Annotated in this window: 21 protein-coding genes and 3 tRNA genes; 16 read left to right on the top strand and 8 right to left on the bottom strand. The window is 71.2% G+C overall.

What is annotated here, in order from left to right:
- Positions 1-36: 36 nt before the first annotated feature.
- A complete protein-coding gene (locus V2S04_RS06715) occupies positions 37-621 on the bottom strand; it encodes a hypothetical protein (protein WP_413637715.1) in 585 nt (194 codons plus the stop codon).
- Between the two features lie 109 nt (positions 622-730).
- On the opposite strand from V2S04_RS06715, the gene V2S04_RS06710 reads away from it, so the two are divergent.
- Both V2S04_RS06710 and V2S04_RS06705 read left to right on the top strand, forming a co-directional pair.
- Positions 731-1,636, top strand: coding sequence for a PfkB family carbohydrate kinase (locus V2S04_RS06710; protein WP_413637714.1), 906 nt, complete (start codon positions 731-733; stop codon positions 1,634-1,636).
- An 86-nt stretch (positions 1,637-1,722) separates the two neighbouring features.
- Positions 1,723-1,803 (top strand) — tRNA-Tyr (locus V2S04_RS06705).
- 51 nt (positions 1,804-1,854) lie between these two features.
- On the opposite strand, the gene V2S04_RS06700 is transcribed toward V2S04_RS06705, so the two are convergent.
- Positions 1,855-2,172 (bottom strand): DUF2249 domain-containing protein, encoded by a 318-nt coding sequence (locus tag V2S04_RS06700; protein ID WP_413637713.1) that lies wholly within the window; start codon positions 2,170-2,172, stop codon positions 1,855-1,857.
- A gap of 57 nt (positions 2,173-2,229) precedes the next feature.
- On the opposite strand from V2S04_RS06700, the gene V2S04_RS06695 reads away from it, so the two are divergent.
- The 10 genes from V2S04_RS06695 to V2S04_RS06650 all read left to right on the top strand — a co-directional run bounded on the left by V2S04_RS06695 (position 2,230) and on the right by V2S04_RS06650 (position 12,029).
- Positions 2,230-2,889 (top strand): helix-turn-helix transcriptional regulator, encoded by a 660-nt coding sequence (locus tag V2S04_RS06695; protein WP_413637712.1) that lies wholly within the window; start codon positions 2,230-2,232, stop codon positions 2,887-2,889.
- A 137-nt stretch (positions 2,890-3,026) separates the two neighbouring features.
- A complete protein-coding gene (locus tag V2S04_RS06690; protein ID WP_413637711.1) occupies positions 3,027-4,094 on the top strand; it encodes a hypothetical protein in 1,068 nt (355 codons plus the stop codon).
- A complete protein-coding gene (locus V2S04_RS06685; protein ID WP_413637710.1) occupies positions 4,091-6,772 on the top strand; it encodes a multicopper oxidase domain-containing protein in 2,682 nt (893 codons plus the stop codon). Before V2S04_RS06690 ends, V2S04_RS06685 begins: the two co-directional genes overlap by 4 nt.
- A gap of 141 nt (positions 6,773-6,913) precedes the next feature.
- Complete coding sequence (locus tag V2S04_RS06680; RefSeq protein WP_413637709.1) at positions 6,914-7,405, top strand: FBP domain-containing protein; 492 nt, start codon at positions 6,914-6,916, stop codon at positions 7,403-7,405.
- 70 nt (positions 7,406-7,475) lie between these two features.
- Positions 7,476-8,297: an enoyl-CoA hydratase/isomerase family protein gene (locus V2S04_RS06675; protein WP_413637708.1), complete on the top strand. Its 822-nt coding sequence runs from the start codon at positions 7,476-7,478 to the stop codon at positions 8,295-8,297.
- A gap of 75 nt (positions 8,298-8,372) precedes the next feature.
- Positions 8,373-9,578, top strand: coding sequence for a hypothetical protein (locus V2S04_RS06670; protein ID WP_413637707.1), 1,206 nt, complete (start codon positions 8,373-8,375; stop codon positions 9,576-9,578).
- The gene (locus V2S04_RS06665; RefSeq protein ID WP_413637706.1) at positions 9,575-10,369 is read left to right on the top strand and encodes an inositol monophosphatase family protein; all 795 of its coding nucleotides are present in this window, start codon (positions 9,575-9,577) and stop codon (positions 10,367-10,369) included. Before V2S04_RS06670 ends, V2S04_RS06665 begins: the two co-directional genes overlap by 4 nt.
- A 129-nt stretch (positions 10,370-10,498) precedes the next feature.
- Entirely contained in the window at positions 10,499-11,785 is a 1,287-nt protein-coding gene (locus V2S04_RS06660; RefSeq protein ID WP_413637705.1) for a peptidoglycan DD-metalloendopeptidase family protein, read from the top strand.
- 66 nt (positions 11,786-11,851) lie between these two features.
- Positions 11,852-11,923, top strand: a tRNA-Thr gene (locus V2S04_RS06655).
- A gap of 32 nt (positions 11,924-11,955) precedes the next feature.
- Positions 11,956-12,029 (top strand) — tRNA-Met (locus V2S04_RS06650).
- A 39-nt stretch (positions 12,030-12,068) separates the two neighbouring features.
- Here V2S04_RS06650 and V2S04_RS06645 read toward each other — a convergent pair.
- Together V2S04_RS06645 and V2S04_RS06640 are read right to left on the bottom strand one after the other, a co-directional pair.
- Entirely contained in the window at positions 12,069-13,067 is a 999-nt protein-coding gene (locus V2S04_RS06645; RefSeq protein WP_413637704.1) for a cation transporter, read from the bottom strand.
- Positions 13,064-13,531, bottom strand: a complete 468-nt coding sequence (locus V2S04_RS06640) for a hypothetical protein (RefSeq protein ID WP_413637703.1) — start codon at positions 13,529-13,531, stop codon at positions 13,064-13,066. The genes V2S04_RS06645 and V2S04_RS06640 overlap by 4 nt, the downstream gene beginning before the upstream one ends.
- Positions 13,532-13,637: 106 nt before the next feature.
- On the opposite strand from V2S04_RS06640, the gene V2S04_RS06635 reads away from it, so the two are divergent.
- The 3 genes from V2S04_RS06635 to V2S04_RS06625 are packed head-to-tail and all read left to right on the top strand — an operon-like array spanning position 13,638 to position 19,331.
- The gene (locus V2S04_RS06635) at positions 13,638-15,107 is read left to right on the top strand and encodes a DUF3375 domain-containing protein (RefSeq protein ID WP_413637702.1); all 1,470 of its coding nucleotides are present in this window, start codon (positions 13,638-13,640) and stop codon (positions 15,105-15,107) included.
- On the top strand, positions 15,100-15,981 hold the full coding sequence (locus tag V2S04_RS06630) for a DUF4194 domain-containing protein (protein ID WP_413637701.1): 882 nt from the start codon (positions 15,100-15,102) through the stop codon (positions 15,979-15,981). Before V2S04_RS06635 ends, V2S04_RS06630 begins: the two co-directional genes overlap by 8 nt.
- On the top strand, positions 15,978-19,331 hold the full coding sequence (locus V2S04_RS06625; RefSeq protein ID WP_413637700.1) for an ATP-binding protein: 3,354 nt from the start codon (positions 15,978-15,980) through the stop codon (positions 19,329-19,331). Before V2S04_RS06630 ends, V2S04_RS06625 begins: the two co-directional genes overlap by 4 nt.
- 289 nt (positions 19,332-19,620) lie before the next feature.
- On the opposite strand, the gene V2S04_RS06620 is transcribed toward V2S04_RS06625, so the two are convergent.
- Complete coding sequence (locus V2S04_RS06620) at positions 19,621-21,030, bottom strand: aspartate aminotransferase family protein (RefSeq protein WP_413637699.1); 1,410 nt, start codon at positions 21,028-21,030, stop codon at positions 19,621-19,623.
- Positions 21,027-21,497: an Lrp/AsnC family transcriptional regulator gene (locus tag V2S04_RS06615; protein WP_413637698.1), complete on the bottom strand. Its 471-nt coding sequence runs from the start codon at positions 21,495-21,497 to the stop codon at positions 21,027-21,029. Before V2S04_RS06615 ends, V2S04_RS06620 begins: the two co-directional genes overlap by 4 nt.
- 109 nt (positions 21,498-21,606) lie before the next feature.
- Here V2S04_RS06615 and V2S04_RS06610 point away from each other — a divergent pair, with 109 nt between their 5' ends.
- Positions 21,607-22,962, top strand: coding sequence for an NAD(P)/FAD-dependent oxidoreductase (locus V2S04_RS06610; protein ID WP_413637697.1), 1,356 nt, complete (start codon positions 21,607-21,609; stop codon positions 22,960-22,962).
- 64 nt (positions 22,963-23,026) lie between these two features.
- Here V2S04_RS06610 and V2S04_RS06605 read toward each other — a convergent pair whose 3' ends face one another.
- Together V2S04_RS06605 and V2S04_RS06600 are read right to left on the bottom strand one after the other, a co-directional pair.
- The gene (locus tag V2S04_RS06605) at positions 23,027-24,451 is read right to left on the bottom strand and encodes a gamma-aminobutyraldehyde dehydrogenase (protein ID WP_413637695.1); all 1,425 of its coding nucleotides are present in this window, start codon (positions 24,449-24,451) and stop codon (positions 23,027-23,029) included.
- Positions 24,448-25,818, bottom strand: a complete 1,371-nt coding sequence (locus V2S04_RS06600) for an aspartate aminotransferase family protein (protein WP_413637694.1) — start codon at positions 25,816-25,818, stop codon at positions 24,448-24,450. Before V2S04_RS06600 ends, V2S04_RS06605 begins: the two co-directional genes overlap by 4 nt.

The following is a 25,818-nucleotide window of genomic DNA, read 5'->3' as shown; positions in this document are numbered from 1 at the left end:
CGTCCCCCCCCGGATCACCGCGGGGTGGCGCGGGCGTCAGGGCCAGAGCGTGTTGACGATGCTCGAGGTGTACCCCGCCGGTGCGAGGTTCGAGTAGCGGGTGTCGATCAGGACGTCATCGCGCCAGAACAGGGTCCGCCCGTCGGTGACCGGGTACTGCTCGTTCGGCCAGGTCTTCTCGCACCGGGTGCCGCCGTCGGGCGTGTAGCAGCTGTAGCCCTCGTCGTCGGCGAGGGCGTTGAGCAGGTCGAGGGCGGGCCCGCGGCTCATCTGCGAGATCGTCGTGGTGAGGCCCGTCGTGTCGGCTGCCGGATCGCCCCAGTTGCACACGAGCGATCCGTCGTCGAGCATCCCGCTGTCGCCGAACGCGGGGTCGTTCAGCGGAACGTCCTCCAGCTGCGCCAGCACCTCCGCCGACAGCAGAGCACGGCAGTCGGTGGGGATGGTCACGGATGCCGCGGTCGGGGTGGCGCTCGAGGTCGGCGAGGGCGTCTGCGACGGCGCAGGGGAGCCGGATGCCGACTCTGCCGGCGGGGCTGCCTCCTTCGCGGCGGCGCAGCCCGCCAGGACGGTGACGGATGCCAGGATCAGCGCGACTGCCGCGCCGGCGCGGAGCTTCATGACCACACAGTACGACCACCCGGTGGGCCCGGCGTGCGCCGCGCCGTCACCCGCGCCGCGATCCGCCATCGGCCTGCTGCGCGACTGGTGCGCGCGGTATCCTCACGGGATGACTGCTGTGGTGATCGGGGATGCCCTGATCGATGAGATCCGGGATGCCTCCGGCGTGCGTGAACTGGTCGGCGGGGCCGCCTTGAACGTGGCGGTGGGCCTGCGCAGGCTCGATGTCGAGACGACGCTGATCGCGATGGTCGGCGACGACGAGGCGGGCGAGCACATCCGCCAGTACCTCCGTGACCACGGCGTGCGGCTGATCGAGAGCCCCTCACCACGAGGCTCGTCGCGGGCAGTGGTGACGTGGTCGCCGTCGGGCGAGCCGCAGTACGCCTTCAACGAGGCGGCCCGCGGGCGCAGCATCCGGTACGACGAGGCGGCGCGCGAGGCGATCGCGGCCGCCGACGTGGTCGCGATCAGCTGCTTCCCGTTCGACAGGCCGGACGAGGTCGACGCGCTGGTCGACGCGCTGGCGGATGCCAGGGTCGCAGTCGACCCGAATCCGCGCACCGGCATGATGAGCGATGTCGCGGAGTTCGTGCGCGGGTTCGAGCGCGTCGCCGCCCGCGCCTCGCTGGTGAAGGTCGGCGCCGACGACGCGACGCTGCTGTACGACGGCGATCTCGAGGCGCTGCGCGCGCGTCTGCGTGGTCTCGGGGCCGACGCCGTGCTCGCGACGGCCGGTGCCGAGGGTGCGGTGCTCGAGTCGGATGCGGGGGTGTTCCGCGCCCCGATCGCGAGCCTTCCCGGCCCGATGGTCGACACGGTGGGAGCGGGCGATGCGACCCTGGCCGCGGTCGCCGCTGGGCTGTCGCAGAGTCTGCCCCGGTCGGATGCTGAGTGGCAGCAGCTGCTCGACCGTGCCATGCTCATCGCGGCCGCGACCTGCCGCGCGGAGGGTGGTCTGCTGCGCACGCCGGAGTCGCTGCACGAGGGGGAGCGCGGCGTGTTCGGCAGCTGATCGCTCGATTTCTCGCGACCGGCCTCGGCGGGTATGCTTGATCTTCGCGCCCCCGGTTGGCTGAGAAAGCCGGACGGGTGTGCACTGGCAAGTTGCCCGAGCGGCCAAAGGGAGCTGACTGTAAATCAGCCGCGTAAGCTTCGGGGGTTCGAATCCCTCACTTGCCACACAAACTGACGAAGGCCCTCGCGTCGCGGGGGCCTTCGTCGTTTCCGGGCTCAGCCGGCGTTGCGCACCAGGATCCGCCAGCGCTCGGGGCCCTCGTCGAGGTAGCGGGTGTGGAACGTGTCGCCGTGCTTTCCGCGCAGCTGGGTCAGCAGCGGCACGGGATCGTGGGTGGCCGAGATCACCAGGCCCGCGCCGGGGCGCAGCGACTCGATCGCGCCGAAGATCGCCGCGTGACGCACCGCATGCGGAATGGCCTGCGCGTCGAGCTCGGGCAGCTCCTCGTCATGGCCGCCGCACGCGCAGCCGGTGCTTCCGGTCGTCTGCGACGTCGCTTCCGAACGTGACCGGTGGATCTCGATGCTTCCCATGATTTTCTCCGTCTCGCGAGGTGGGCGTACGCCGTCGATTTTATTACAATAAGTACCGTGGAAAATCAGGACGCGGCCGGAGAAGTGCCGGCTCGCCGCGGCGCCGACGGTCGCCGCTACTCGTCGACGCGGGAGCGGATCCTCCGCGAGGTCGAATCGCGCGTCACGGCATCCACCTCCGACATCGTCGCCGCCACCGGTCTGCACGAGAACACCGTGCGCGATCACCTCGAACGTCTCCGACACGATGGGCGGCTGCGCCGGGTGCGCGCCGAGGCGCAGGGCCGCGGCCGGCCCGCCTGGCGCTGGCAGGCGCCGCCAGCCGACACCGTGAACCCCTACGCCGGCCTCGCGCTCACCCTCGCCGACACGCTGTCCCGGGTCGCCGCCGATCCGGTCGCCGAGGCCCGCGCCTCGGGCGAGCAGTGGGGCGGCGAGATCGCGGCACAGCATCCGGATGCCGCGGCCGCGCCCCGCGCGATGGTGCTCGACGTCATGCGCGAGCAGGGGTTCGCCCCGGCCGACGATGGCGACGAGATCCTGTTGCACCGGTGCCCGCTGCTCGCCGCGGCCGCCCGCCGCGCCGACGTGGTCTGCGCGGTGCACGAGGGGATGATCGCGGGCATCCTGCGCTCCCGCGACGCGACGGCGGATGCCACGCTGCTGCCGTTCCACGCCGACGGCGCCTGCGCGCTGCACGTGCGGGCCGCATCGTGACCGGCGCGGCGCGTCCGGTCGCCTCCGGTGAGAAACCACTCCCTGCGCCGCAAACCACCCCGCGCATGGTTTCCCACGCGGGAAGTGGTTTCTCGCGGGGGTCGGGCGGGCGCCGACCCGGGCTCCGCCTGGTGTGGATGCTGCCGGCTGGCCTCGCGCTGCTCGCCGGCCTCGACGCGGGACTGCTGCTGCTCGGCCTGCCCGCCCCGGTGACGGCCGAGCGGCTGCCCGCCGTGCACGGGATGCTGCTGGTGCTCGGCTTCGTGGGCACGCTGATCAGCCTCGAGCGGGCGACCGCCCTCGCACGCCCGCTCGGCTACCTCGCGCCCGCGGTGCTCGGCCTCGGCGGGATCCTGCTCGTCGTGCCGGCGGTGCCGCTGGTCATCGCGAAGATCGTGCTCGCGGTGGGCGCGGCGTGCGTCGTCGTGCTCTACGTGCCGCTGTGGCGCCGGCAGTACGATCACGCGCTGCTGACTCAGCTGCTCGCCGCCGGGCTGGCGCTCGCCGGCGCGCTGATCTGGATCGGGCAGGATGCCCTGACCCGCGTCGTCCCCTGGTTGATCGGCTTCCTCGTGCTGACCATCGCCGCCGAGCGGGTGGAGCTCGCCCGCATCACGATGGGGCCGCGCGCGGGCATCCGCCTTCTCATCCACGCCTGGGCGGTGACCGCGGCGCTCGTCGTCGGACTGGTGCTCCCCGACGCGGGGGCGATCATGCTCGGCCTCGCCCTGCTCTCGCTCACCGGCTGGCTCGTCATGCACGACGTCGCGCGCCGCACGATCCGTGCGCGCGGGGTCACCCGGTACATGGCCGCGTGCATCCTCGCCGGGTACGTCTGGCTGACGGTCGCCGGTCTCGTGCTGCTGCTCGGGATGCCCGCGGCGCAGCCCGCCTACGACGCCGTGGTGCACGCCGTCTTCCTCGGGTACACGTTCTCGATGATCATGGCCCACGCGACGACGATCCTGCCCGCGGTGCTGCGCATCGCGCTGCCGTACCGACCCGCGTTCTGGGCGCCGATCGCGCTGCTGCAGGTGGCGCTGGTGGTGCGGGTGTGGATCGGCGACGGGCTCGGGATGCCGGTGGCCTGGCGCATCGGGGGAGTGCTCGGCGTCATCGCGCTCGTGCTCTTCGTGCTGACGGCGCTCTACAGTGCGCTGCGCGGGCCTGCCGCCGCGCCGATAGCAGAGGAGGGCTCCGCATGACGAAGAGCCGCGGATTCTGGCCCATGCGCGACATCCCGACGGTGCTGTGGCTGCTGCTCACCGTCGTCGCGGCCCTCGCACACCGGTCGCTGCCGATGCCCGGCTGGCTGATGATCCACCTGCTGCTGCTCGGCGCCGTCACGCACGCGATCCTGGTGTGGAGTCAGTACTTCTCGTTCGCACTGCTGCGCAGCGCCGCGACCGACCGTGATCGCCGGCGGCAGAGCATCCGGCTGATCCTGTCGAACTCCGCCGCGGCGCTGGTGATCGCCGGTGTGCTGAGCGGGGTCTGGGCGATCACCGTCACCGGAGCCGCCGCGCTGGTCGTCGCGGTCGGCTGGCACGGGGCGACCCTGCTCGCCCGGATGCGCGGGAGCATGCCGGGCCGCTTCGGACGCACGATCCGGTACTACATCGCCTCGGCCGCGCTGCTCACGCTCGGCGCCGCACTCGGCGCGTGGCTGGCCCGCGGAGACTCCGCACCGCACCTCGTCATCGCGCACGCGCTGATCAACGTGCTCGGCTGGATCGGGCTCACGGTCGCCGGCACCGTCGTGACCCTGTGGCCCACGATCCTGCGCACCCGCGCCGACGAGAACGCCGCGACCGGGGCATCCCGAGCCCTGCCCGTCCTCGCCGGGGGTGTCGTCGTCGCCGCGACCGGCGCCGCGCTGGCCCAGCTGCTCGTGGTCGCGGCGGGACTCGTCGCGTACCTCGCCGGGCTCGCGCTCATCTTCCTCTCACTGCTGCGCGCGGCGCGGCAGAAGGCTCCGCACAGCTTCGCCGCGCTGTCGGTGGGTGCGGCCCTGATCTGGTGGGCGGGGGCAGTCGGCATGGTTGCCGCCGGCGCGATCGTCGCCGCCGTCGACGGCTCCGGCTTCGCCGCCCTCGACGCTCTTTTCGGTCGGGCCGTGCCCTACCTCGCCGCCGGCTTCGCGGCGCAGGTGCTCGTCGGCGCGCTGAGCTACCTCATCCCCGTCGTGCTCGGCGGCGGCCCCGCTCCGGTGCGCGTCGGCACGGCGGCGTTCGATGCGGCCGGCATCCTGCGGGTGACCGTGGCCAACGTCGCGCTCGCCGTGTGCGCGCTGCCCGTCTCGAGCCTCATGCGGGTGGTCGCATCGATGATGTATCTCGTCGCGATGGCGTCGTTCCTCGTCGTGATGTGGCGCGCCATGCGCGCCCAGCGGCGTGCGAAGGGCCAAGGCGCGGGCTCCGGCGCGGAGGACGAGAGCGCGCGCCCGCGCCGCCGCGGTCCGATCGTCCCCGAGGGCGAGCAGCCGCCGGGGCGTCGCGCGGGGCAGGCGGTGGCCGGTCTGCTCGCCGTGGTGCTCGTCTCGGCCGGTCTCGCCGCGGTCGACCCGGCCGGTATGGGGTGGAGCGCCGCGCCCACGGGCGATGCCGACGCGCCGGTGCAGACCGTGCAGGTCGAGGCGGCGAACATGCGCTTCACCCCCAGCCGCATCGAGGTGCCGGCCGGCACGCGCCTGGTGATCGAGGTCACGAACACCGACGCCGAGCAGGTGCACGACCTCGTCTTCGCCAACGGCATCGCGGGCAGCCGGCTCGCCCCGGGCGAGAAGCAGACCATCGACGTCGGCGTGATCACCGCCGATCTCGACGGGTGGTGCTCGATCCTCGGTCACCGGCAGATGGGCATGACGATGCAGATCGTCGCCACCGGCGCCTCAGCAGAGTCCGGCTCGAGCGCGAAGCCGGATGCCGGTGGGCACGATATGGGTCACATGGGCGGCACGGCGTCCGGCGCCCCGTCCGATGCGGCCTCGGACGGGTCGTCGACCGCGCCGGACCTCGCGGCGGATCCCGGCCCGGAGTTCGAGCCCTACGACGCGGGGGTGCCGGCTCTCCCGGCATCCGACGGTCCGGTGACCCGCGAGCTGACCCTCACCGTCCGCGACGAGAAGCGCGAGGTGGCGCCCGGTGTCACGCAGACGCTGTGGACGTACAACGGCACCGCGCCCGGGCCGCTGCTGCACGGCCGAGTCGGCGACCGGTTCGTGATCACCCTCGAGAACAGGGGAACGATGGGGCATTCCATCGACTTCCACGCCGGCTCACTCGCCCCCGACCGGCCGATGCGCACCATCCCGCCGGGCGAGAGCCTCACCTACACCTTCACCGCGACGCGCGCCGGCATCTGGATGTACCACTGCTCGACCATGCCGATGACGGCGCACATCGCGAACGGCATGTACGGCGCGGTGATCATCGAGCCCGACGACCTTCCCGCCGTCGACCGCAGCTACGTGCTGGTGCAGGGCGAGTACTACCTCGGCGATCATGACGGCGGCGTGGTCGACCTCGACCGCATCGCGACGGGCGACCCCGATCTCGTCACGTTCAACGGATACGCGAACCAGTACGACCACGCGCCGCTTCCGGCGCGGGTGGGCGAGCGGGTGCGGGTGTGGGTGCTGGATGCCGGGATCGAACGACCGAGCAGCTTCCATGTCATCGGCGGCCAGTTCGACACGGTCTGGTCGGAGGGCGCTTACCTGCTGCGGCGGTCGGCCGACACGGGATCGCAGGCGCTCGGGCTGCAGCCCGCCCAGGGCGGCTTCGTCGAGCTCACCTTCCCCGAGAAGGGCAGCTACCCGTTCGTGTCGCATCTGATGATCGACGCGGAGCGCGGGGCGCACGGGCTCTTCGCCGTCGAATGAGTCCTGGTATACCATTTGGGTTTCCGGAGGAGGTTGCATGTCCGCGTTCCGCACAGCCCTGATGGCGGTCTCCGCCGTGCTCGCACTCGACGGTTTGAGCATGCGGCCTTCACCGCGCCGCAGTCTTCCTAGACTGGATCGATGCGACCACTGACCGAGGCCCAGGTCCGCGAGGCGATCAAGAACGCCGATGCGGAGGAGATCGCGCAGATCGGCATGCCGCACGACTTCATCCTCACCGACTGGGACTACATCGACTTCCTCGCCTGGCGCGACCCGGAGTCGAGCCGCCGCGCCGTCGTGGTCGTCGAGCATGAGGGCCGGCCGATGGGCATCGTGCTGCGCTCGACCGACCCCAGTCGCGTGCGCTCGGGCATGTGCAACATCTGCCGCACCATGCAGCCGGGCAATCAGGTGGCGCTGCTCACCGCGCGTCGCGGGGGAGCGAAGGGGCGCCGCGGCGACAGCGCGGGCACCTACATCTGCGCCGACCTGTCGTGTCACGACAACGTGCGTCTCGCGCATCCGCTCGCCCCCAGCGAGGTGCGCGCACCCGGCCAGGTCGACCAGCGACTCGACGGCACGAAGCACCGTATGGAGGACTTCGTCGTCCGCGTGCTCTCCGAGGATTGACCTGAGCGCGTCGCGGTAGGACTGAGTGCCGGTTAGTCTGGAACTCCGTCCTGCGCATCGAAGGAGAGCCATGACCGATCCGCTTCTGCTCACGATCGACGGGGGCCTCGCCCGGCTCACGCTCAACCGTCCGGCCAGCCTGAACGCATTCGACGCCGATCTGGCGCACGCGTGGCGTGACGCCACCGCCGAGGCGGTCGGCCGCGATGACGTCGGCGCGATCCTGATCGAGGGCAATGGCCGGGCGTTCTGCGCCGGCGGCGATGTGATCGCGATGTCGACCGGCATGGCCGGAGGGCACGAGATCACCGCGCTCGCGCACGTCATCAACGCCGGCATCCTGTCGCTCACCACCTCGGCCGTTCCGGTCGTCGCGGCCGCGCACGGCACCACGGCGGGCGGCGGCCTGGGCATCCTGATGTGCAGCGACTACGCGGTGGTCGGCGCGAGCTCGAAGATCGGCAGTCGGTACGCGAACATCGGCCTGACGCCCGACCTGTCGGTCTCGGCCCAGCTCGCGCGGGCTGTCGGTGAGCGCCGCGCGCTGCAGCTGCTGCTGCAGGACCGGATGCTCTCGGCCGACGAAGCCGTCGCCTGGGGCCTCGTCGCAGAGGCGGTCGCCGCCCCGGGCGCCGAGGCGGGAGCCGGCACCGAGGCGGGGCCCGATGCCGAGGCGGATGCCGTGCGGCGGCGCGCCGAGCAGATCGCGCGCTCGTGGCTCGACGGTGCGGCCGGCGCCTACGGGCAGGCGAAGCGCCTGGTGCGCTCGCAGCCGTCGCGATCGTTCGAGGAGCAGCTGAGCGTGGAGGCCGATTCGATCGGCGCCGCCTTCGACACCCCCGACGCGCAGGCCCGGATCGCGGGCTTCGCGGCGGCGTCGCGCACGCGCTGACGCTTATCCACAGCCTCCGTCGTCGCGAGCGGGTGCGTGCGAGGATGAGAGCACCGACCCGGGGAGGATCTCATCATGTCCGACGTGACATCGTCAGCAGAACATCCGACGACCGCAGACGAGCACAAGCCGATGTCGTCGAAGCTGCTGCGCGGCGCGATCTGGATCGCCATCGGCGCGCTGATCGCCGCTGCCCTGGTCTGCGTGGTCTGGGTACTGATCGGCGATCAGGACGGCATCATCGGGCGCGCGTTCCTGACGATCCTGCTGCTCGCGCTGTTCGCCGGCGTCGCGATCGCCGAGGCGCACCTGGCCGAGCGTCGCCCCGACTGGCTGGCGCTGGCGAGCATGGTCAGCTGGATCATCGTGCTGCTCGTCGGCGCGGTGAAGATCTGGCTGCCGCACCACATCGCCGAGTCGTTCGGGTGGGTGGGCGCCCGGTTCTTCCAGTTCCTGCTCGTGATCGCGATCCTGCAGCTCGCCCTCGTGCACCTGCGGCTGTTCGTGAAGGCGTCGCGCCGCTACGTCACGACCTTCACCCGCGTGATCGTGATCGTGACCTTCGCGATGCTCGCGGGCCTGATCGCCATGCTCGTGTTCCACCTGAGCTTCCCCGACCAGTTCGTCTACGACGACCTGTATTGGCGCATCGTGATCGCGCTCGCGATCCTCGCCGCCGTCGGCACCACGCTCATCCCGCTGCTGAACGCCCTGTTCGCGCCGCGCGGCCCGCGTCCCGCCCCGGCCGTCGCACCGCAGCAGCAGATGTGGCCCACCTACGCCGACGGTCGCACGCCGCTGCCGGTCCTGCCCGACGGCACCCCCGACTTCAACGCCTACTACACCGGTCGGCCGACCTACGCGCCGCAGCAGCAGGCGTCGAGCTTCCCGACCCTGGAAGCCGCCCAGTATCCGTACGGGCAGGGTGGGTCGCCGTCGGTGGCCCCGCGCGTCGAGACCACTCCGGATGCCGGTCAGCCGATCGCCCACATCGAGGGGCGTCACGGCGACGGTGTCGTTTCCGCCGTGCCGGCCGGCCCGACGGCGAACCCGCCTGCACCGCCCGCCGCTCCGGCTGCACCGCCCGCTGCCCCGCCTGCGCCGCCCGCTGCCCCGCCTGCGCCTCCGGCGCCTCCCGCTTCGCACGGGGACGCGAGTACGCCGGTGCCGCCGGCGGTGCCGCCGGCGCCGGCCACAGAGGGGGATGCTCCCGCCGCGCCCCCGGTTCCTCCCATGCCGCCGGCCCCGCAGCCGCCGCACGCTGCGGGTGGTCAGCAGTGACCGCGGCCGATCTCGGCGCCCTGGTCGCCGACATCGCGCAGGAGGCGGGTGAGCTCGCCCGGAGCCGCCGTGCCGAGGGCGTCGCGCTCGCCGCGACGAAGTCGACCATGGCCGACATCGTCACCGAGGCCGATCGCGAGGTCGAGCAGCTCATCCGCGACCGGCTGCGCTCCGAGCGCCCGGACGACGGGTTCCTCGGCGAGGAGACCGGGGCAGAGCGCGGCTCGAGCGGATACACGTGGGTCGTCGACCCCATCGACGGCACGGTGAACTACGCCTACGGCATCCCGGGCTACTCGGTGAGTGTCGCCGTGGTCGAAGGCGAGCCCGAGTTCGAGCGCTGGCGAGGCGTGGCCGCCGCCGTGTGCGCGCCCGCGCTCGGTGAGCTGTTCACCGCCGTCCGCGGCGAGGGCGCGTGGCACGACGGCACGCGCCTGGCCGTCACGACCGACACTCCGGCCGGTGCGCTGCTGGGCACGGGATTCGGCTACGACCCCGCCACCCACGACGGCGACCTCGCCACCGTGCGACGCGTGATGAGCATGGCCCGCGATGTGCGCCGGATGGGCTCGGCGGCCATCGACCTCGCGTACGTCGCCGCCGGGCGCCTCGACGGATTCTTCGAGCGCGGCCTGAACGCCTGGGACTTCGCCGCCGGCGCCCTGCTCGTGCAGGAGGCCGGCGGTGCGGTGTCGCGTCTCGACCTCGACGCGTCCCGGCCGATGCTCATCGCGGGCGGCCTCGATGTGCACGACAGGCTGCGCCGCCTGGTCACGCAGTCCGGCGCCTGACGGTATGTTCGGACTCATGGCTTTTTCAGCATGATCGCGCTATCGTTTATCTGATCGTTACTTTCGTCACCCGATAGGCGAGAGTGATCAAGCCGCCCCAGCTTGGCCCGACACCCGAGAGATTCTGTTTTGCCCCCTGAGCACACTGAGAACGCCGCTGCCCCCACGCGTCGTTCGAATCGACTTCGCGCCGCCTCGGCGAACCCCGCGAACTCGGCCGCTCCGCACGAGGAGCAGGTCGTCCCGTCTGCAGCATCCGCCGTCGCCGCCGCGGCAGCCGTGACCGCTGCCGCCGTCTCCGCCGCCGCGACCAGCCGTCGCGCCCGCCGGATGGCAGCCGGTGGCAGCCCCGAGGTGCAGCCGGTCGTCGAGCCCGAGTCGGTCGTCGCCGAGCCGGCCGCCGTGATCGCCGAGATCGTCGCCCTGGCATCCGCCGCGACCCCCGGCCCCGCGCCGGCCGTACGTGACGAGACCCCCGAGGCCGTGGCCCCGATCACCGAGCCCGCCATGTGCGACGCCGACGCGTTGGCCGCCGACGCGTGCGACGCCGACGCGTTCGCCGCGGCATCCGCGGCCTTCGGGTTCCAGCCCGTCGAGGATGACGCACCCGTCGCCGTTCCCGTCGCCCACGAGCCGGTCGCCGCCGGTGTGGTCGCGCACGTCGCTCCGCGCCGTCGGCGCGCGCCGCGCCGCGTCGTCGCCGCGGGCGCCAGCCTCGGCGTCATGGGCGTCGCCGGACTCATCGCCGTGTCGATGACGCTGCCCGTCTCCGCCGTCGCGGCCACGCAGGGCGGCGTGCCCGCCTCGCTGGTCGCCGATCAGACCGCCGCGCCCGCGTCGTCCAAGGCCGGCGAGGATGAGATCCAGGCGTTCGTCGCCCCCGCCGACGTGCAGGACGAGGCGCTGGTGCGCTCGGACTCGTTCTCGACGGTCTCGCTCGCCGAGGTCGCCGCCGACGAGGGCATCGCCTTCTCGCAGAGCCTGTACACGAACGACCCCGACGCGGCGATCCAGTGGCCGTTCAAGGTCGGTGTGGCGATGAGCTCCGGCTACGGCCAGCGCTGGGGCCGTCTGCACGCGGGCATCGACCTGGTTCCCGGCGCGGGTGCGCCCATCCAGTCCATCGCCGACGGCACGGTGCGCCTCGCGACCGAGTCGGGCGGCAACTACGGCGTCACGGCATACGTCGATCACGTGATCGACGGCCAGCTGGTGACCAGCCACTACTCGCACATGCAGTACGGTTCGCTGCAGGTGAAGAACGGCCAGAAGATCAAGGTCGGCGACATCATCGGCAAGGTCGGCAACACCGGCCGCTCGTACGGCGCGCACCTGCATTTCGAGATCATCATCAACGGCACGACGGTCGATCCGCTGCCCTGGCTGAAGCGAAACGCCGGGCGGTACGAGTACTGAGCTCCGATTTCGCACGAGACACCGTGAGGTGATAATCTCATCTGGTTGCCCGGAGACGGGCAGCACGCCCCGATAGCTCAGTGGCAGAGCACTTCCATGGTAAGGAAGGGGTCGTCAGTTCAATCCTGACTCGGGGCTCGCAGCATTCGCATTTCGATCGGATGCCCTGCGGCAGGGTAGCTCAGTTGGTGAGAGCGCACGACTCATAATCGTGAGGTCGCGGGTTCAAGCCCCGCTCCTGCTACAGAATGAAACCCCCGGTGAAGCCGGGGGTTTTGTCGTCTCAGTCCATCGGGTTGTTGTCCGCCTCGGCGGGCAGCTCCGACACGGGGATGACCACGACGTCCTGCACCTTCCAGTCGAGCGCGGCGATCATCTCCGACGCCGCGTCCACATCCGCCACCCGCACCCTGCGGCGATCGGGCACGACGAACGCCTCGACCTGGAAGACCTGGCCGAGGTCGCGCACGCGCACCGCGGCATCCGCCACCCAGCGCAGCGCACGCAGCTCCTGCACGATCCGCCCGGCCAGCGGATGCGGGCGGGTGTCGTCGTGCGTGGTGGCCCGCTGATCCATGAGGTCGAGCACGGCGCCCTTCGTGTTGCGCCAACCGTCCCACACGATGCCCAGCGAGATGAAGATGGCGGCCGCGCCGTCGAGCCACCACACGCCCATGCCGATGCCGAGCACGCCGACGATCGAGGCGACGTTCGTCTGCCAGTCGGCCTTCGCCATGTCGGCGTCGGCATAGAGCAGCTTGTTGTGCAGCACGGGCGCGAGCTTCGCCTTCGCCGGGCCGTAGATGAAGACCGGCCCGACCACGACCACGACCATCACGGCGACCATCAGCCAGCCGAGCCAGATCGTCTGCCCGAAGACCTGCACCGTGCCGATCGTGGGATGCTCACCCGAGACCAGTCCGATGATCGATTCGACCGCGAGGTTCGCGCCGATCACGAGAAGGGCCACACCGGCGACCAGATGGCCGACACCCATGGCGCGGTGCAGCCCGTAGGGATGCGTGCGGGTGGGTCGACGGCGCACGAAGATCAGCGCGACGAGGAACGCGATCTGAGGGGTGAGCGAGAGCATGTCCTCGATCCATGCCGTGCGCATGGCCTGCGAGTTGCCCACCACGAAGGCGACGACCGCGATCGTCACCGACGTGTAGCAGATGGTGAAGATCTCCCAGCGGACCGCGCTCTTCAGCGCCTTGTGCTGCTCGTCCGGCAGATCGGTGCGCCCGAACTGGTGGGACGCGAGCTGCCGGTCGCCGCTCACGACCCGACCTCCTTGTCGAGGAACCGTTCGAGGTCGGTGAGGAAGGCGTTCTCACCCAGCGGCACGAGCAGCACGATCTTGCGGCCGTCCGCGCCCTCGATGCCGCTGTACCCGCGTGTGATGCCCGCCTTGTCGATCCACGGCGTCTTCTCGGTGAAGCCGCCGACGACGAGGTCGAGGTCGCCGGCTTCGAGCATCCCGACCAGTGTCTCCTCGCTGCCGACCGTCCACTCGGGCTCCGCGTCGAGTGTCGCGGCGAACTTCTCGGCGAGGTCGGGCAGCGGACCGGTCGGCGTCGACGACTCGACGTCGACGAGTCCCGGGTCGGGCGAGGCGCCGATGCGCAGCTCGCCGCCGCTCACCCGGTCGAGTGTGCCGTCGGGGTCGGCGGGGAAGCTCATCCCGCAGCCGGCCATGGTCGCGGCGAGCATCGCCGTCGCGACCGCGGTCAGAAGACGTCTCATCCGGTGACGCATGGTTCGATCGTGTCGACCGGATGCCTCGGTCGGAACGTGGTTGACAAGAGGCGAGCGGATCGTCCGCCGCGGCACGACCGATAAACTGGAATGTGTGACTGGCGCGCGTGCCGAGGCGGCATACTCTCGCTCCCTCGCGGCGTTCCGGACGCCGACGCTGGGGCTGCTTCACGGTCGCCAGGCGCCCTTCGTCATCGCCGCGCTGACGATGCTCTTCTCGGCCGACCGGCCGTCGGTGCCGGTCGCGGATGCGCACGCGGAGGTGGCCGAAGCCCTCGACGAGCTGCGTGCGGCCGGGCACGACGACGACGACCGGCGGATCCCGTCCGGCGGCGGCCGCGAGGTGTGCCGCACCTGGGCCAAGCAGGGCTGGCTGGTGCAGCAGATCGACGACGACGTCGAGGTGTACCGGCTCTCGGCCCACGCCGTCGAGGCGCTCGAGATCACCGGCCGCACCGGAGGCGGTCGCACCCGCGTGTCGAACTCCCGGGTGCGCACCCTGCTCGAGGCCGTCGAACGGCTCGCCGACGACGCCGAGGCCGATCCGGTCAAGCGCATCGCCCGCCTCACCGCCGAGCGCGACGCCCTCGACGCCGAGATCCTGCGCGTGCAGGCCGAGGGCACGGTTCCCGTCGACGACGAGGAGCTGTACGAAGAGGCGGAGAACATCCTGCACCTGGCACGCGAGCTGCCCGCCGACTTCACCCGGGTGGCCGAGTCGCTGAAGGCCATGCAGCGCGATGTCGTGGCGCATCTGCGACGCGACGAGCGGCCGACCGGCGAGGTGCTGCGCGAGTACCTGCAGCGCGCTAAGGACGTCATGCAGGCCACCCCCGAGGGGCGCGCGTTCGCCGGCGCGCTGCGCCTGATCGGTGACCCCGAGCGGATCGACGCGCTCGCGGATCAGCTGCACGACCTGCTCGCGCATCCGTTCTCGCGCCATCTCGACCCGCGCCAGCGGGCGGAGTTCGACGCGATCGGCCGCCGCGTCGAGCTGGGTGTGGAGGAGGTGCTGGCCGCGCAGCGCCGCGCCTCGCACGTCATCACCGGGCAGGTCAAGACGCACGACCCGCTGCGCGACCGGCAGATCGACGACCTGCTGCGCGACGTGATCTCGGGTCTGCATCAGTGGGCTCAGACGGCGCCGTCGAACGCGACCGTCGACCCGGTGCGCAGCCTGCCGCTGATCGACCTGGGCCGGCTGCGTCAGACGGTGGGCGACGTGCGCCCGCCGGGGGCGCCCGCGCCGCTGACGGATGCCGACGACGTCGAATACCTCGAGGTCGACTCGCGCTCATGGGGCGGTCCTCGGTACGCCGAGCTCGAGGCGTACGTCGCGGGTCTTGGCGGCCCGTTCGATCTGGCGGATGCCTTCGCCGGCGCCCCCGATGACACGCGGCGCCCGGTCGACCTGGTGGGGCTGCTCGAGATCGCGCACCGCAACGGCATGAGTGAGACCGACGGTCTGTCGACCGTCGAGACGCTGCGCCCCGACGGCACGACGAGACGCTTCGCGTTCGTCTCGGCGACCGCTCGCGCAGCAGGGGAGGACCACGATGACTGACGAGACTGCTGCTTCGGGCCCGGCCGCGGGGCCGGCATCCGGATCGGGGATGGGAAACGCCGGTGCGGATGCTGTGGAACCGGCGTTCGGCATTCCTGAAGCGACGGCTGCGGGCCGGGCATCCGGGTCGGGGATGGGAAACGCCGGTGCGGATGCCGCGGAACCGGCGTTCGGCATCCCTGAACAGGCTGACGGCCCTGCGGACGCGCAGCCCGAGGCGCCGTTCATCGCGCCCGTCGCGATGGAGGACGACCCCGACGAGCTCTTCCCCGGCGACCGCGGCACGCTCGACCCCGAGGTGCGGCGCGTTCTCGTGCACGTGCTGCAGCGGCGCTTCCTCAGCGCCGACAGCCGCACCGAGTGGGCCCTGCTGCTCGAGCATCAGCAGCTCATCGAGTCGCGGATGCACGACATGTACCTGCGCCTGGTCGTCGACCTCGGCCGCGGGGTGGCGTACAAGCAGCAGGTCCGCTCCGACGAGTTCGAGGTGCCGATCCTGCTGAAGGATGCCCCGTACAACCGCACCGAGACGCTCGTGCTCGTGCATCTGCGGACGGTCTTCCAGCGCGAATCGGCGGCGGGTGAGCCGGCACCGCGCATCGACATCGAAGACATCGAGCAGACCGTGCTCAGCTACCTCACCGACGCCGACGGCAGCACCGCCCGCCAGCAGAAGGCGATCCGCGCGGCGCTCGACCGGCTCGATCGCGAGGGCGTCATCGACGAGGAGACCCTCGGCCGCTACCGAATCAGCCCGCTCGTCGAGGTGGTGCTCAGCGCCGAGAAGCTCGCCGAGCTGCGCACCTGGCTGCGCGAGCAGGCGGCGCAGCAGGCATCCCGTGCCGAGAAGGCGCAGAAGGAGGCAGCGCTGTGACGATGCTCGACACGCTCTTCGGACTCATCCCCGCCGAGTCCCGCGGGCAGCAGTGGGTCGCCGAAGACCTGCAGCTGGTCAACTGGGGCGGCTACGACGGCGGCCCGCACCGCGTGCGGTTCTCGCCGAACGCGACCATGCTGTGCGGCGGCTCCGGGTCGGGCAAGTCCACCCTGATGGATGCCTACATCGCGCTCATGATGCCGCATACGACGCCCTTCAACGGCGCCTCGAACGGCGGCATCACCGGGCGACCCCGCGGTGACGAGCAGCGCAACATCCTCTCCTACGGCCGCGGCAAGATCGACGAGTCGCGCACCGACGAGGGCACCAGGCTGCGTGTGCTGCGCGGTGACGGGGAAGACACCTGGACGGCCATCGCGATGACGTGGCTCGACCACGACGGCTCGCGCTTCACGGCGCTGCGCGCCTGGTACATCCCGGCGGGCGCTCGCATCCTCGAAGACACGGTGCGCGTGCGCGCGACCGCCGACGGGTTCTTCGATCTTGCCCGGCTCGAGGAGGCCGCCACGCCGCGGCTCGCCGACTCGGCGCTGCGCGCCCTGGGGCTCGAGACCCTGGCCACCGACCGCGAGTTCTCCGCGCGGCTGCACGCCGTGCTCGGCATCGGCGCCGCGGGGTCGGGCGCGAAGGCGATGAGCCTGCTCGCCCGCATCCAGGCCGGTCAGCAGATCACCACGGTCGACGACCTGTACAAGCGTCTCGTGCTGGAGGAGCCCGAGACGATGGCGACGGCGGATGCCGTGGTCGCGCACTTCGACGAGCTCGAGAGCACCCGCACGAGCATGATCACCGCGCGGCAGCAGGTCAGCGCGCTCGAGCCGATCCAGGGCATCCGGGAGCGGATCGCGGCCGCGGCCGAGCAGGTGCGCCTGATCGACGAGGTCGGCGACTTCGCCTCTCCCGACTCGCGGGCGACGCTGTGGCGGGCCGAACGCCGGCTCGATCTGCTGCGCGAGGTCGAGACCGAGCTGCGCGATCGCACTCGTGCGCTCGATCTCACCCTGCGCGAGAAGAAGGCGCTCGTCGACGCCGCCGAGGCCGAGCGCGACGGTCTGCTCGATCTGCTGCGGCAGTCGGGCGGCGACCGCCTCGAGACCGCGCAGCGCGAGCTGCGAGCGGCCGAGCGGCGTCTCGCCGACGTGCAGCGTGAGCGCGACCGGGTCGACGGCGTGCTGCGTGAGCTGGGGCTGTCGGCGTCGACGGCCAAGGAGTTCGCCGAGGTGCGGGCCGCGGCCGGTGCGGCGCAGTCCGAGGCATCCGTCCGCCGCGAGGCGCGGGCGACGTTCGCCGAGGCGGAGTCGGCGCGGCAGGCGCTCGCGAAGCGCCGTCGCGCGCTCGCCGAAGAGCGCGCCGAGGCCGATCGGCAGCGCGGCAGCATCCCCGCCGCCCTCGATCGTGCCCGCACGCTGCTGGCCGAGGCCGCGGGTCTCGACGCCGGCGACCTGCCGTTCGTCGGCGAGCTGATCGAGGTGCGCACCGAGTTCGAGCCCTGGCGCGAGGCGTTCAACCTCGCGCTCGGTGGGTTCGCCACGACGCTGCTCATCGACGCGGCGCACCTCGACCGATTCCGCGCCGCGATCGACGCCGAGCGCCTGCCGATCCGGCTGCGCTACGAAGGTGTGCAGACCGGGCTCGCCGAGTTGCCGAGCACCGACGGGCGCACTCTTCCGGGCCGCCTCGACTACCGCTCGACGCCGTTCACCGGATGGCTGCAGCAGCGTCTCGACGAGCGCTTCGGTTTCGTGTGCGTCGACTCGTCGGTGCAGCTGGGCGCGCACGCGATGGCGCTCACGATCTCGGGTCAGATGTCGCAGGGCAGTCGCGGCGCGCACGGCGGGCACGGGCGCGAGAACGTGCTGGGCTTCTCGAACGAACGGCGGCTGCGTGCGCTCGACGAGCAGACCGCGGCTCTCGAGGCCGAGGTCGCCGCGGCCACGGCGGCGGTGACCGAGGCGGAGGCCGCGATGGATGCCATCGAGCAGCGTTCGACGGCGTTCGCGATGATCCACGACCTGACCTGGGAGCAGATCGACGTCGCCTCCGTCGCGCAGGAGGTCGAGCGGTGGGCGGCCGTCGAGGCCGAGGTGACCACCGCGAGTCCCGAGATCGCCGACCTGCGCGAGCGGGCCGAGAGTCTCAAGGTGCGTGCGGCGGTGCTGCGCGACGAGATCGGCGCGGTCGGGGCGCAGCGCGCCGCGGCGCAGGAGCGCTGGGGCGCGGTGACCGACGACGTCGACGAGTGCCAGCGGATCGTCGACGACGCGTCGGAGATGTCGGTGGATGCCGCTCAGGCGGCGTTCCTCGATGAGCGATTCATGCTCTCCGGGTCTGGCGACGGCGAGGGGCTGTCGGCGAGCGACCGGCTGGCGCGGCTCGACCTCGCGCTGAAGTCTGCCGCGGCGCGCCTGGCATCCGACCGCCGCGCGGCCGAGGAGGCGCATGACGAGCAGCGCGAGCGGATGCGGCAGCTGATGACGTCGTTCCTCGAGCGCTGGCCGAACCTGAACCTGCTGCCGGATCCGGATGCCTCGGTGGCGGAGTTCGAGGGCATCCTCGAGGCGCTGCGCACGAACGGCCTGCACGAGCTGGAGGGGGAGTGGCGCGACAGTCTGCTGAAGCTGTCGGGCAACGACCTGACCAGCCTCGATTCGACGCTGAGCCGATCGGTGCGCGAGATCAAGGAGCGCATCGAGCCGATCAACAGCATCATGCGCGAGCTGCCGTTCTACGACGATCAGCATCGCCTGCAGATCTCGCCGCGCGAGAACCAGTCCGAGGCGCGCAAGCGCTTCCGCCGCGAGCTGCGCGAGGTGCGCGGGCTGATCGAGGCGGCGTCGACCGACGCCGAGCGCGAGCACGCGTACAAGCGGATGAGCCGGCTGATCGGGCGGATGCGCCGCAGCGCTCCCGACTTCGCCGAGCTGATCGACGTGCGCAATCACGTGCGGGTGTCTGCCGAGCGGGTGCTGGCGGCGACGGGCGAGCACGTCGCGCTGTACGACCACATCGGCGAGAAGTCGGGTGGCGAGTCGCAGGAGCTGGTCGCTTTCATCGTCGGCGCGGCTCTGCGGTATCAGCTGGGGGATGCCGGGGCGTCGCGCCCGCGGTACGCGCCGGTGTTCATGGACGAGGCCCTCATCAAGGCCGATGCCCACTTCACGAAGCGCGCGATCGGCGCGTGGCGTGGGCTCGGCTTCCAGCTGGTGATCGGCGCGCCGAACGACAAGTACAGCGCGATCGAGCCGCACGTGGATGTCGAGTACACGATCCTCAAGGACACTCGCGGCCGGTCGTGGGCGAAGCCGAAGGTCGCCGTCGACGCGTAGCTTTCTTTTCCGGGTCCCTTTCTCCGGGTCCTGAGCGAGGAGCGCCGGTTTCCTCCTCTGGGGTCCTGAGCGAGGAGCGCAGGTTTCCTCCTCTCGGGTCCTGAGCGAGGAGCGCAGCGACGAGACGAAGGGCGTGGGGGACGTCCTTCGTCTCGCTGCGCTCGCTCAGGATCCGGGGAGGGTCGGGCTGCGCTCGCTCAGGATCCGGGGAGGGTCGGGCTGCGCTCGCTCAGGATCCGGGGAGGGTCGGGCTGCGCTCGCTCAGGACCCGGAGGGGGCGGGCGGAAGGTCAGAGGCGGGTCCAGGCCTCGGTGAGCACGCCGCGCAGGATCTGCTCGATCTCGTCGAACTCGGGCTGGCCGATGGTCAGCGGCGGAGCGAGCTGGATGACGGGGTCGCCGCGGTCGTCGGCGCGGCAGTACAGCCCCGCGTCGAAGAGCGCCTTCGACAGGAACCCGCGCAGCAGCAGCTCGGACTCCTCCTCGTCGAAGGTCTCCTTCGTGTTCTTGTCCTTGACCAGCTCGATGCCGAAGAAGTAGCCGTCGCCGCGCACGTCGCCGACGATCGGCAGATCGGTGAGCCGCTCGAGCGTCGAGCGGAACGCGGGGGAGTTCTCGCGCACGTTCTGCAGCAGCCCCTCGTCCTCGTAGATGTCGAGGTTCTCGAGTGCCACGGCCGCCGAGACGGGATGCCCGCCGAAGGTGTAGCCGTGCGGGAACGACTCCTGCCCGTGCGCGAACGGCTCGTACACCCGGTCGCTGACGATCGTGCCGCCCAGCGGCGCGTACCCGCTGGTGGCCGCCTTGGCGAAGGTGATCATGTCGGGCTGGTAACCGTAGGCGTCGCAGGCGAAGTACTCGCCGATGCGCCCGAACGCGCAGATCACCTCGTCCGAGACCAGCAGCACGTCGTACTTGTCGCAGATCTCGCGCACCCGCTTGAAATATCCGGGCGGCGGCGGGAAGCATCCGCCCGAGTTCTGCACCGGCTCGAGGAACACGGCCGCGACCGTCTCGGGGCCCTCGAACTGGATCATCTCCTCGATGCGATTCGCGGCCCACAGGCCGAACTCCTCAGGCGTGCCCCCGGGGAAGCCCATCTCGCCGGCGCGGTAGTAGTTGGTGTTCGGCACGCGGAAGCCGCCGGGGGTGACGGGCTCGAACATCGACTTCATGCCCGGCAGGCCGGTGATCGCCAACGCACCCTGGGTGGTGCCGTGGTACGCGATGAACCGCGAGATGACCTTGTGCTTGGTGGGCTTGCCCTGCAGCTTCCAGTAGTGCTTGGCGAGCTTGAACGCCGTCTCGACCGCCTCACCGCCGCCGGTGGAGAAGAAGACGTGGTTCAGGTCGCCGGGGGCATGGTCGGCGAGCCGATCGGCCAGCTCGATCGCGGCCGGGTGCGCGTAAGACCAGATCGGGAAGAACGCCAGCTGCTCGGACTGGCGCGCCGCAGCCTCGGCGAGTCGGCGCCGGCCGTGCCCGGCGTTGACGACGAACAGACCTGAGAGGCCGTCGATGTACCGTCGGCCCTGCGAGTCCCAGATGTGGTGGCCTTCGCCCTTGACGATGATGGGCACGCCGGGGCCCTCGGTCATCACCGACTGCCTGGCGAAGTGCATCCAGAGGTGGTCGCGTGCCATCTGCTGCAGATCGGCGTCGCTGCGGATCGCAGCCGTGGTGGCGGGTGCGGAGTTCATCGTGTCCCCCAGTCGTAGAACTGTTTGTGGAGCTTGAGATAGACGAACGTCTCGGTCGAGACGACGCCGTCGAGGCCGCGGATGTCGTGGTTGAGGATGCCGATCAGCTCGTCGTCACTGGTGCAGACCACCTCGGCGAGCAGGTCGAAGGAGCCGGCGGTCATGACGACGTAGCTGACGCTGGGGAGTTCGGCGAGGGCGTCGGCGACGACGCTGACGTCTCCGGTGACCTTGATGCCGATCATGGCCTGGCGGGCGAATCCGAGTTGCATCGGGTCGGTGACGGCGACGATCTGCATCACGCCACTGTCGACGAGGCGCTGCACGCGCTGCCGGGTCGCGGCTTCGCTGAGTCCGACCGAGCGGCCGATGTCGGCGTAGGAGCGGCGGCCGTCGGCCTGCAGCTGCTCGATGATCGCCTTCGATGTCTCGTCGAGCGCGATCGCCGTGCGATTGGTTCCGGGCATCACTGCACCTCCTGTGCGAGACGATATCAGGGGTCAAAGTCTGCCTACAAGACGGATTCCGCACATAGGATCAGATGCAACAACGAAATCCGTAGAAGGAAGGTGGCGGATGCTCAACGGTGAGGTGTCCTTCTGGTGGCAGCAGATCGGCCGGCCCGCGGCGCGGCCGGCTCTGCCGGGCGATGTCGATGTCGATGTCGCCATCGTCGGTGCCGGGTACACCGGCCTGTGGGCCGCGTACTACCTGCGAAAGCTCGACCCGTCGGTACGGGTCGCGGTGATCGAGGCGCGGTTCGCCGGCTTCGGGGCATCCGGTCGCAACGGCGGCTGGCTCACCAACACCGTCACGGGCGGTCGCGACCGCTACGGCCGCGACGGCGGCATCCGGCAGCAGGCGGCGCTGAACGACGCGGTCGACGAGGTCATCCGGGTGGCGGATGCTGAGGGGATCGACGCCGACATCGCCAAGGGCGGCGAGCTGAACGTGGCCTACACGCCCGCCCAGCTCGCGCGGATGCGCCGGTTCGCGGCGGCGGAGGCCGACTGGCCCGGCGCCGACCTCATCGAACTGTCGCCCGATGAGACCCGCGAACGGGTCGGCGTCGCCCGCCCGCTGGGGGCCGTGTGGCATCCGCACTGCGCGCGCGTGCACCCCGCCAAGCTCGTGCGCGGACTCGCCGACGCCGTCGAACGCGCCGGCGCGGTGATCTACGAGAACACCCGGGCTCTGTCGATCGAACCGGGCCGGGTCGAAACCGACCGGGGCGTGGTGCGCGCGGGGCACGTGCTGCGGGCGACCGAGGGATTCACCGCGAACCTGCGCGGGGAGCACCGCACCTGGCTGCCGATGAACTCCTCGCTGATCGTCACCGACCCGCTGCCGGCGCAGGCCTGGGACGAGATCGGCTGGACGCACGCCGACACCCTCGGCGACATGGCCCACGTGTACACCTACGCGCAGCGCACGGCCGACGGCCGCATCGCCTTCGGCGGCCGCGGCGTGCCCTACCGCTACGGCTCGCGCGTCGACACCGATGGCCGCACCCAGGAGCGCACGGTCGCCGTGCTCACCGAACTGCTGCACCGGGCGTTCCCGGCGGCATCCGGCATCCCGCTCGCACACGCCTGGTCGGGCGTGCTCGGAGTGCCCCGCGACTGGGCGGCATCCGTCGGCCACGACCCCGCGACCGGCCTCGGCTGGGCGGGCGGCTACGTCGGCACCGGCGTGACCACCACCAACCTCGCCGGCCGCACCCTCGCCGATCTCGTGCTCGGCCGCGACACCGACCTCGTGCACCTGCCGTGGGTGGGGCACCGGGTGCGCCGCTGGGAGATCGAGCCGCTGCGCTGGCTGGCCGTCAACGCCATCTACACCGCCTACGGCATCGCCGACCGGCAGGAGGCCGGTGGGCGTGGGACGACGGCGCCGATCGCCCGGCTCGCCGGCCTCGTCTCGGGGCACTGACAGAGACAGCAGAAGGCCGCCGCGCATCATGGGCGCGGCGGTCTTCTGTGCTGATCGAGCCGGGTTACTCCAGGCTCGACATCACGTGCTTGAGGCGCGTGTAGTCCTCGAATCCGTAGATCGACAGATCCTTCCCGTAGCCGGACTGCTTGAACCCGCCGTGCGGCATGTCCGACACGAACGGGATGTGCGCGTTCACCCACACGCAGCCGAAGTCCAGCGCACGGGTCATCCGCATCGCGGTGGCGTGGTCGGTGGTCCAGGTCGAGGCCGCGAGGGCATAGGGCACGCCGTTGGCGAGTCGCACCGCCTCATCTTCACCGTCGAACGGCTGGACCGTGAGCACGGGGCCGAACACCTCGCTCTGCACGACCTCGTCGTCCTGGCGGACGCCGGTCACCACGGTCGGCTCGAAGAAGCATCCCTTCTCGCCCTGGCGCCGGCCGCCGGTCTCGACCCGGGCGTGCGCGGGCAGCCGCTCGACGAACCCGGCCACGCGCTCGAGCTGGCCGTCGTTGTTCAGCGGGCCGAAGAAGGCGCCCGAATCGGGGGCGCCGGTGCGGATCTCCGCCTCGACGTGCGCGACGAGCGCCTGCACGAACGCGTCGTGCACCGACGAATGCACGAGCACGCGGGTCGCCGCGGTGCAGTCCTGACCGGCGTTGAAGTACGCAGCCTCCGCGATGCCCCGTGCGGCGCGCGGCAGGTCGGCATCCGCGAAGACCACCGCCGGCGCCTTGCCGCCGAGCTCCAGGTGCACCCGCTTGAGCTGCTTCGAGGCCGACTCGGCCACCGCCTGACCCGCCCGCACCGAGCCGGTGATCGCCACCAGCTGGGGCGCCGGATGCTCGGTCAGCAGCGCCCCGGTGGTGCGGTCGCCGAGCACCACGTTGAACACCCCCGCCGGCAGGATCTCTGCGGCCAGCTCGGCGAGCCGCACCGTCGTCGACGGGGTGGTCTCGCTGGGCTTGAGCACGACCGTGTTGCCTGCGGCGAGCGCCGGGCCGATCTTCCAGATCGCCATGTTCAGCGGGTAGTTCCACGGCGTCACCTGCGCGACGACGCCGATCGGCTCGCGGCGCACGTACGAGGTGAAGCCCTCGGCGTACTCCGCCGCGGCGCGGCCGTTCAGCTCGCGCGCAGCGCCGGCGAAGAACCGAAGCTGGTCGACGGACTGCTCGATCTCGTCGGCGACGAGGGTCGCGCGCGGCTTGCCGGTGTCGCGGGATTCGAGGTCGGCGAACTCCTCGGAGTGCTCCGCCAGCGCATCGGCGAGGCGGAACAGTGCCAGCTGACGCTGCGCGGGGGTCGCGTCGCGCCAGGCCGGGAACGCGCGGGATGCCGCGGCGAACGCCGCGTCCACCTCGGTGGCCGTCGAGATCGGCGCGCGGCCGTACACCTCGCCAGTCGACGGGTCGATGAGGTCGAGCAGCTCCCCGGCGGATGCTGCCGGGCGGCCGTCGATGATGTTGTGCAGCACGCCCGTCATGATGCGTACTCGTCTGCCGCGTGCAGGGCGCTGTCGATGGCATCCAGCCCTCTCACGAGCTCGTCCTCGGCGATCACCAGAGGCGGGGCGACGTGCACGCGGTTGAAGTGCGTGAACGGCCAGACGCCGGCCTTCTTGCACGCCGTGGCGACCGCGGCGACCGGCGCCGCCTCGGCGCCGGAGGCGTTGAATGGCACCAGCGGCTCGCGGGTGTCGCGGTCGCGCACCAGCTCGATCGCCCAGAACAGGCCCATGCCGCGCACCTCGCCCACCGAGGGGTGTCGGCGGGCGATCTCGCGCAGACGCGGCTCGACGACGCGGCTGCCTAGGTCGCGCACACGCTCGAGGATGCCGTCGCGCTCGAAGACCTCGAAGGTCGCCACACCCGCAGCGCACGCCAGCGGATGCCCCGAATAGGTCAGCCCGCCCGGGAACGGCACGGTGTCGAAGTGCCCGGCGATGCGGTCGGAGATGACCACACCGCCCAGCGGCACGTACCCCGAGTTGACGCCCTTGGCGAAGGTGATCAGGTCGGGCGCCACGTCGAACGCCTGGAAGGCGAACCACTCGCCGACCCGGCCGAAACCGACCATCACCTCGTCGGCGATGTACACGATGCCGTACCGGTCGCACAGCTCGCGCACCCCGGTCAGGTAGCCGGGCGGCGGGACGAGCACGCCGTTGGTGCCCACGATCGACTCGATGATGATCGCGGCGATCGTCGACGCGCCCTCGAGCACGATCGTCTGCTCGAGGTGCTCGAGCGCACGCGCCGTCTCCTCCTCAAGAGAGGTGGAGTGGAACGGCGAGCGGTACGGGTACGGGCCGAAGAAGTGCGCCACCGAACCGTCGCCCGGCTCGTTCGCCCAGCGACGCGGGTCGCCGGTCAGCGTGATGGCGGTCGAGGTGCTGCCGTGATAGCTGCGGTACATCGAGAGCACCTTGCGGCGTCCGGTGTACGCGCGCGCCATGCGCACGGCGTTCTCGTTGGCATCCGCTCCGCCGTTCGTGAAGAACACCTTCGAGAACCCGTCGGGGGCGACCTCGCTGATGCGTCGGGCGAGCTCGCCGCGCACGTCGTTGGCCATGGCCGGCTGGATGGTGGCCAGGCGTCCCGCCTGGCGTTGGATGGCCTCGACGAGATCGGGATGCTGGTGCCCGAGGTTCAGGTTCACCAGCTGGCTCGAGAAGTCGAGGTAGCTGTTGCCGGCGTAGTCCCAGAACGTCGCGCCTTCGCCGCCTGCGATCGGCAGCGGGTCGATGAGCGCCTGCGCGCTCCACGAGTGGAAGACGTGTCCGCGATCGTCGGCGCGCACGGCGTCGTCGGCGGTGAGGTCGACGGCGGGGGAGGTGAGCGTGTCGGTCAT

Origin of the sequence: Microbacterium sp. OR21 (assembly GCF_047306785.1) — a bacterium.
In the GTDB taxonomy this organism is placed as follows: Bacteria; Actinomycetota; Actinomycetes; order Actinomycetales; family Microbacteriaceae; genus Microbacterium; species Microbacterium esteraromaticum_E.
This window is presented reverse-complemented; position numbering and strand designations above follow the sequence as displayed.

Bases quoted from the DNA above. Each gene is read 5' to 3' on its own strand.
- V2S04_RS06715 (WP_413637715.1), bottom strand. From the start codon at position 621: ATGAAGCTCCGCGCCGGCGCGGCAGTCGCGCTGATCCTGGCATCCGTC.
- V2S04_RS06710 (WP_413637714.1), top strand. From the start codon at position 731: ATGACTGCTGTGGTGATCGGGGATGCCCTGATCGATGAGATCCGGGAT.
- V2S04_RS06700 (WP_413637713.1), bottom strand. From the start codon at position 2,172: ATGGGAAGCATCGAGATCCACCGGTCACGTTCGGAAGCGACGTCGCAG.
- V2S04_RS06690 (WP_413637711.1), top strand. From the start codon at position 3,027: ATGCTGCCGGCTGGCCTCGCGCTGCTCGCCGGCCTCGACGCGGGACTG.
- V2S04_RS06685 (WP_413637710.1), top strand. From the start codon at position 4,091: ATGACGAAGAGCCGCGGATTCTGGCCCATGCGCGACATCCCGACGGTG.
- V2S04_RS06680 (WP_413637709.1), top strand. From the start codon at position 6,914: ATGCGACCACTGACCGAGGCCCAGGTCCGCGAGGCGATCAAGAACGCC.
- V2S04_RS06675 (WP_413637708.1), top strand. From the start codon at position 7,476: ATGACCGATCCGCTTCTGCTCACGATCGACGGGGGCCTCGCCCGGCTC.
- V2S04_RS06670 (WP_413637707.1), top strand. From the start codon at position 8,373: ATGTCCGACGTGACATCGTCAGCAGAACATCCGACGACCGCAGACGAG.
- V2S04_RS06640 (WP_413637703.1), bottom strand. From the start codon at position 13,531: ATGAGACGTCTTCTGACCGCGGTCGCGACGGCGATGCTCGCCGCGACC.
- V2S04_RS06630 (WP_413637701.1), top strand. From the start codon at position 15,100: ATGACTGACGAGACTGCTGCTTCGGGCCCGGCCGCGGGGCCGGCATCC.
- V2S04_RS06620 (WP_413637699.1), bottom strand. From the start codon at position 21,030: ATGAACTCCGCACCCGCCACCACGGCTGCGATCCGCAGCGACGCCGAT.
- V2S04_RS06615 (WP_413637698.1), bottom strand. From the start codon at position 21,497: ATGCCCGGAACCAATCGCACGGCGATCGCGCTCGACGAGACATCGAAG.
- V2S04_RS06610 (WP_413637697.1), top strand. From the start codon at position 21,607: ATGCTCAACGGTGAGGTGTCCTTCTGGTGGCAGCAGATCGGCCGGCCC.
- V2S04_RS06605 (WP_413637695.1), bottom strand. From the start codon at position 24,451: ATGACGGGCGTGCTGCACAACATCATCGACGGCCGCCCGGCAGCATCC.
- V2S04_RS06600 (WP_413637694.1), bottom strand. From the start codon at position 25,818: ATGACCGACACGCTCACCTCCCCCGCCGTCGACCTCACCGCCGACGAC.